Origin of the sequence: Chitinophaga sp. (assembly GCF_036566945.1) — a bacterium.
Taxonomy (GTDB): Bacteria; Bacteroidota; Bacteroidia; order Chitinophagales; family Chitinophagaceae; genus Chitinophaga.
Map to the genome: position 1 here is coordinate 1 of NZ_DATCVJ010000922.1, position 6,838 is coordinate 6,838.

The 6,838-nt window shown below is 46.9% G+C and carries 5 protein-coding genes; 3 read left to right on the forward strand and 2 right to left on the reverse strand.

The features are described 5' to 3' along the window. The 3 genes from VIP81_RS27730 to VIP81_RS27740 form a co-directional block, all read left to right on the forward strand. On the forward strand, window positions 1-760 hold a 760-nt coding region (locus VIP81_RS27730; RefSeq protein WP_331969123.1), incomplete at its 5' end, for a glycoside hydrolase. Continuing rightward, window positions 760-2,565 carry a beta-galactosidase family protein gene (locus VIP81_RS27735; RefSeq protein ID WP_331969126.1) on the forward strand — a complete coding sequence of 602 codons (1,806 nt, stop codon included), beginning with the start codon at window positions 760-762 and terminating at the stop codon, window positions 2,563-2,565. The genes VIP81_RS27730 and VIP81_RS27735, both read left to right, overlap by 1 nt. A gap of 191 nt (window positions 2,566-2,756) precedes the next feature. Beyond that, window positions 2,757-3,398, forward strand: coding sequence for a hypothetical protein (locus VIP81_RS27740; protein WP_331969129.1), 642 nt, complete (start codon window positions 2,757-2,759; stop codon window positions 3,396-3,398). Here VIP81_RS27740 and VIP81_RS27745 read toward each other — a convergent pair. Together VIP81_RS27745 and VIP81_RS27750 are read right to left on the reverse strand one after the other, a co-directional pair. Further along, window positions 3,395-5,911, reverse strand: coding sequence for a TonB-dependent receptor (locus tag VIP81_RS27745; protein ID WP_331969133.1), 2,517 nt, complete (start codon window positions 5,909-5,911; stop codon window positions 3,395-3,397). The two genes, VIP81_RS27740 and VIP81_RS27745, sit on opposite strands and share 4 nt — an antisense overlap. Before the next feature lie 13 nt (window positions 5,912-5,924). Beyond that, window positions 5,925-6,838, reverse strand: a 914-nt coding sequence (locus VIP81_RS27750) for an S-adenosyl-l-methionine hydroxide adenosyltransferase family protein (RefSeq protein ID WP_331969136.1), incomplete at its 5' end; no start/stop codon positions are given.

Consider the following 6,838-nt stretch of genomic DNA (forward strand, 5'->3'; position numbering starts at 1 on the left):
CAATTATTTATATGCCAACGAAAGCAAGCCGGATAAAGGCATGCAGATAAAAGCTTTTTTTGATCCGCACAGCGCCACCTATCTGGGTGGCCATAAAAATATTTACCAGGGGATAGCTGCACATAGCTATTTCACTACTTCGCCAATGGATACGGCTACCACTATACGAAAAAAAGTGCTGGCCGCCTTGAATGGACTGGAGTACTGGCAATCAGAATATTGCATTCTGGGCAACAATGCCGGAGAAATGGAAGGTGGAAAAGTAGACCTGGGTATGGATGCAGCGCTGTACATGGCGCGGGTCATCCACACCGATCTTACAGTAGCCAATGCCTCGGCCTGGCAATGGTGGCTGGCGGTGTCGCCCTATGATTATAAAGATGGACTCATTTACGTAGATAAAAATAAAACCGACGGGCAAATACATGATACCAAAATGTTGTGGGTGTTAGGTAACTACAGCCGCTTTGTAAGACCCGGTGCTAAAAGGGTTTCGGCGGAACTGAACGATAGTGCTGCGATGAAAAACATCCTGGTATCTGCCTATAAAAATACCGACAACCTCGTGGATATTGTTGTGATTAACAGCGGTACCAATGCCACCACCCTTGCTATTCAATGCAAGGAGCTGCGTAACAAAACACTACGCAGCTATACCACCAATGCACAGGGAAACCTGCAGCCCGGTTATGTTTCCGGCAACACATTGTCTGTGCCACCCAGATCCGTAGTAACATTGACAGGAAAAATAAATAAGTAATGAAAAAAATTAGTGTTGTTATTTTAATGCTGTTATGCTGTTTCCAGTTAAAAGCGCAGCATACCTTTCAGTTAGGTGATTCCGCCTTTCTGCTGGATGGGAAACCCTTCCAGATGATTTCCGGCGAGATCCACTACCTGCGGGTACCTCGTGAGTCGTGGCGCGACCGGATCAGGATGGCCAAAGCGATGGGACTGAATACCATTGGCACCTATGTATTCTGGAATATGCATGAACCAGAACAGGGCCACTATGATTTTTCGGGCAACAATGATGTAGCGGCTTTTGTGAAAATAGCACAGGAAGAAGGAATGTGGATTATATTACGCCCCAGCCCCTATGCCTGCGCTGAGTGGGAGTTTGGCGGCTATCCCTACTGGTTGCAGAATAAAAAAGGACTGGTAGTAAGAAGTAAAGAACCACAGTATTTATCTGCCTATAATAATTATATTAAAGCAGTAGGTAAACAACTATCAGCATTACAGATCAATCATGGTGGCAACATCCTGATGGTGCAGATAGAAAATGAATATGGTTCTTATTCCAATGATAAAGACTACCTGGAAATAAATCGCAAAATGTTTGTGGATGCGGGCTTCGACGGATTACTCTATACCTGCGATCCGGCTGCAGATGTAGCGAAAGGACATTTGCCGGGATTGTTACCCGCGGTAAATGGTGAAGATGATCCGGTAAAAGTAAAACAGCTGGTGAGAGATAACCACAATGGCAAAGGTCCTTTCTACATTGCAGAATGGTACCCAGCCTGGTTTGATTCCTGGGGAGAAAAACATCATACTGTTCCTTATGAAAAGTACCTGGACAGACTGGATCGCGTACTGGCAGCAGGCATTTCCATTAACATGTACATGTTTCATGGCGGTACCTCCAGGGGCTATATGAATGGTGCCAACTGGGACGGATATGGTCCGTATCAACCACAGGTCAGCAGCTACGATTATGATGCGCCACTGGATGAAGCAGGCAATGCCACGCCGAAATTTATGAAGTTCAGAGAAGTGATTGCAAAGCATTTACCAGCCGGACAAACCTTGCCGGAAGTACCTGCGAAAAAACCTGTGATCACTACACCATTGATTACGTTTAGCCGTAGCAGTGGTTTATTGAATACATTGCCCGCAGCGATTAAAAGCGTAGATCCGTTAACGTTTGAAAATCTGCAACAGGCGTATGGATATGTATTGTATCGTACTACCGTTACCGGTGGCAAGGAGGCTTTGCTGAAAATCAAAGATCTCCGCGACTATGGCCTGGTATTTATCAACGGCAAAAGAGCCGCCATACTGGACAGGCGCCTGGCGCAGGACAGTGCAGTAGTAACGCTTCCGGCGGGTAGGGTAACACTGGAGATACTGGTGGAGAACCTGGGACGCATCAATTTTGGTCATTATCTCCTGAAAAATAATAAAGGCATTACCGGCGAGGTATTACTCAATGGTCAGGCGATACACCAATGGCAACAATTTAAGCTGCCATACGCTCAACAACCTGTTGTAAAAGCAGGCCCAGTGGCCGCTGATGCACCGGTATTAAAAGAGGGCAGCTTTGTACTGAGCAGCGTAGGCGATACTTATCTGGACATGACAAATTGGGGCAAAGGAGTGGTATGGATTAATGGCCATCACCTGGGCAGATACTGGCAGGTAGGTCCGCAGCAAACCTTATATGTACCGGCAGAATGGCTGAAAAAGGGCAGTAATAAAGTTACCGTGCTGGAAATGATTAAGCCTGATGTGAATACGCTACAGGGATTAGATCATCCGATCCTGGACGTATTACAGTAATACAAGAAAAGTTTGCAAAAGCTATTGGGGCGGATATTCCGTTTCAATAGCTTTTGTTTTACGGTCAATACGGGCTTTCGAATACAACCAACCCCCAAAAGTGCTACCATTGCGATTGGAGCGATTTTTGTTATTTTTATTATCATTACTGTACCGTTTATTTGTAGCCGATCATCCCGTAATTGCCCGATATGAAAAAATTTATCCTGTTAACCATTGCCTGTCTCGCTGGTATTACCACTTTTTCACAAAGCCTTATGCATGCGGTGGGTTTGTCCACCTACATTGATCATACTTCCGGACTGGGAAGCATTGTCAGCGTTGCTTTTACTTACTCTCCCCGTTTTAACCTGATGGAAACGCCTAAGATGTCGGTATCGGTAGGTATTCCATTGAGTGTGGGCGGTTCCGGTGGTGGCGGTGGCTCCAGCTCCGAAGGCTATTACATTGGGGATGACTACTATTATTATGATGGAGATGATTATACCGGCCCTGAAACCAAAGGGAGATGGATGGTGGATATTCCGGTGATTATTAACCTGAATTACGGCGGACTATCTTCCAGGATCAATCAAAATAAATTCGGATTTTTTGTGGGCGGCGGCTTTGGTTATCACTACGGCCCCGTGAATCTGAAGCGTATCGATGGTAACGGCAACCACTATACGGATTCTACCTCTCAAAGCTCATATGGGCCCACAGGCAATGTGGGACTGCGGATCAAGCTATCTAAGCGCACCCACGAAGGCATAGACATCAAGCTGTCTTACATGAAAAGTGTGAGCAAGAAACAGCCCGATATCTATGGCCTTACCGTGATGTATGCTTTTTAATGAGGGAGGTTAATCGCTACTCTTGCAAAATAAAAAGAGCCCAGTGATCCCATTTGCACGGAGGCATATTTAAACACACCGAAATAACTATTATCATACACCTGTTTATCCGGGAAAACATCCAGGATATTATTGGCACCGATAGTAATCACCACTGGTTTTAAAGTATAGCTGAGCGACAGGTCTGTTACCACTTTCCCTTTATGTACCTGCACTTCTCCGAAAGGAAAACTATTGCGCGACACTTCTCCGAAATACACATTCCGTAACAAAACACTGAACTTTTTATAGCCATAGGTGAGCGATAAATTAGCTTTCACCCTGGGGGTACCTTCTGTAATCAGGATACTGTCGTTGGGCGAAAAAAAGATCTGTTCCTGGCCTTTTAATTCCGCTGGAATATGCAGATCACCGGTGATTTTATTTTTGTTGTAGTTGAAGCCCAGTGAAGCATTAAAGCTATGTGGCCCTGCATGGAGGTTGTAATCTGCTACCACGTCTATACCAGCAGTACGGGTATCAATACCATTGCTGAAAAAGCGGGCGGAGGTGGCTCCCAGCCGATTGATGATCTCTTGTATGGCTGGTACCGGATCGCCGTTTGCATCAAAGCCGAAGCTGCCGGTAAGAACAATCCTGTTTTTAATATTCGTGAGATAACCGTCCACAGAAATGCTGAAGTTACGTGCTGCCTGTGCGGTGAAACCAAGGCTGTAGTTGACAGATGTTTCCTGCTTTAGTTTTGGAATACCTAAAGCTTTGGCGACGTTACTCTGATTGGTAAAAAATCCGGATTGTCCGAGGGTATTGTCTGGCAAAATATCTGTGCTTAATGCACTGAAATATTGCTGGTGCAAAGAAGGAGCGCGGAAACCATTGCTCACGGCGCCCCGTACGTTAAACAGGTCTGATATTTTGTAGCGGGTGGCCAGCTTGCCGCTGAGTGCAGTTCCGAAGTCGCTGTAATGTTCCAAACGCGCCGCTGCGCTGACTAACCATTTAGAAGTCACATCCAGTTCTCCGTCAACATAAATACCTGTATTATTCCTGTTTTTGTGAATCACATTTTGCGGGGAGAAACCGGTAAAAGATTGTGACCCACCTGCGAGGCCGGAAGGATTGGTGACCGTGCCATCGGGGTTGGTGACCAGGGCATAATTTTTCCAGGATGCTTCTTCTCCTTCCCGGATACGGTAATCGTCTATCCTGAATTCTGCGCCAAAGGCCAGGTTAAAGCCTGCGGCCACTTGTGTAAACCGTCTGCTAAAATCGAGGTTGGTAGTGTTTTGCAGGAATTCATGTCCACCGGCCTTAAACTCCGTTGGAGACATACTTTCCAGGGATGCATTCACCGTATGATCTACCCGGTAATCGAAGCGGTTATCGCCCAGGGTATTGCTCAGGTCTGCCTGCCAGGCGCCCAGCTTATGTTTCAGGCCCAATGCTATAGAACGATCGTGGATGCGGGAATCTGTTGTTGGCTGAAAGCCGTCGCGGAAAATGCTATATACATTCACGGTAGGATCGCTGGGCAGGCGCCGGAAGCCAAAGCCCTGTCCCTGCCGGTAGCTGTAGCCACCGAAAGAATAGAATTCACTTTTGCCATTCTTAAAGGGCAGTGATAAGTTATAGAAAACACCGCCATTTTTTATTTGTGCATCACCGATCTGGAAATTGAAATCATCTCTTTTCAATCCTTTTTGTTTGAGCATATCATCGTCGTACTTCCGGGAAGCGGCAGGATCGTCGGTAAAGTCGTACGCAAAGAAGTTACCGATGGCAGACTGATCGAAGATGATCAGGTTATTATTTTGTGCCCGGGTAGTTTTGCCCCGCTGATATGCTTCTCCGGAGATATTGAGATAGCCGCCCTGTTTGCCCAGGCCGGTGCCATAGTTGAGACTTAGCTGTCCCAGACCTCCATCACCGCGGGAAGTAACGCCACCGGTGAGGGCGGCAAACAACTGATGGGTATTTTGTTTCAGCACAATGTTGATTACACCGGCAATCGCATCAGAGCCGTATTGGGCGGAAGCGCCGTCGCGCAGTACTTCTACGCGATCGATCGCCGAAGCCGGTATGGCATTCAGGTCGGTACCTACGGAGCCATTGCCTACGGTGCCCTGGTTATTGACCAGCGAAGTAGTATGACGACGTTTTCCATTAATCAGTACCAACAACTGATCTGGTCCTAATCCACGGATACTGGCAGGATCAATATGCTCACTTCCATCTGAGGAAGATTGCCTGTTGGAGTTGAAAGAAGGTGAAATATATTGCAGCAGCTGATTCAGATCGTTTTGCGGGGCGAGGATCTGTAATTTAGAGATGAGAAACACATCTACCGGCGCCACGGTATTCAGGCGGGTACGGCCGCTGCTGCGGGTACCCACTGTTACGACTTCATTCAGCGTACGCACTGCAGGGGCAGGAATCGTATCTGCCGCTTTTTGGGCATGTGCAAAAGTGCTGATCAGTGCAAGAAAAGAGGCAGGGATTAAAATTTTTATCATCAGCTGTTGGTTATTATTTGCGTGAAACGGTTACTTCTACACTCCATTCACTTCCACTTCCAATATGATGAGTAGCCGCAAAATTGCCCTGGTTGAGGGCAAACGACAATTGCATCAGGCTATTCAGGTAGCTCAGTGGCTGACCTTCTGCAACGGCGCCAAAAGTTTGGCTGTAGGGAGCGTTGACTTCATATACTTTTTTCCCATTATGGAAAAAAGTAGCATGGAGTACATCTCCATATTTTAGTTGCAGCTGATTGATCAGGTCTGCGGTGATATTAGTCCAGATGTTACCGTATTGCACATCCAGGATAGAGATGTTGCCTTTCAGCTTTCCACCTTCCAGTGCAGCCGCCTGGTAAGGGATGCTGACCACCTGTTTAGGCAATTCCGGACCTACCTGTTCGTAGTTGATCGTACCGGCTGCCAATCTTGCTCCCGTGTAGGCATATACATCCCTGCCATGAAAGGTGTATGATTTCTGGGAGTCTTTACGGCGGTTCACCGCTTCATCGATTTCCCGTATTTCAGCGATGCCGAGTGATTTAGCAACGAGGGTTAGGGTGCCATTGTCGGGCGTTACGATAAACTGGCCGGTATTTGTTTTCAGCACTACCGACTTACGGCTGGTGCCTACGCCGGGATCTACTACAGATACAAACACGGTTCCGGCAGGCCAGTAGGGAACAGTTTGTTCCAGGCGATAAGCTGCTTCCCAGATGTTGTAGGCAGGAATTTCATGTGTGAGGTCATAGAGTTTCAGGTCTGGTGAAACGCCGGAAGCCACGCCTTTCATGGCGGATACGGCACCATCTTTCAGACCGAAGTCGGATTGAAAGACCACAATTTTGTTTTGAGCAAATCCATAGCTGCCAATAAAAACGAGTACGAGGCAGCTGATAAAGTGGTGTAATTGTTTTCTCATGG

Bases quoted from the DNA above. Each gene is read 5' to 3' on its own strand.
- VIP81_RS27735 (WP_331969126.1), top strand. From the start codon at position 760: ATGAAAAAAATTAGTGTTGTTATTTTAATGCTGTTATGCTGTTTCCAG.
- VIP81_RS27740 (WP_331969129.1), top strand. From the start codon at position 2,757: ATGAAAAAATTTATCCTGTTAACCATTGCCTGTCTCGCTGGTATTACC.
- VIP81_RS27745 (WP_331969133.1), bottom strand. From the start codon at position 5,911: ATGATAAAAATTTTAATCCCTGCCTCTTTTCTTGCACTGATCAGCACT.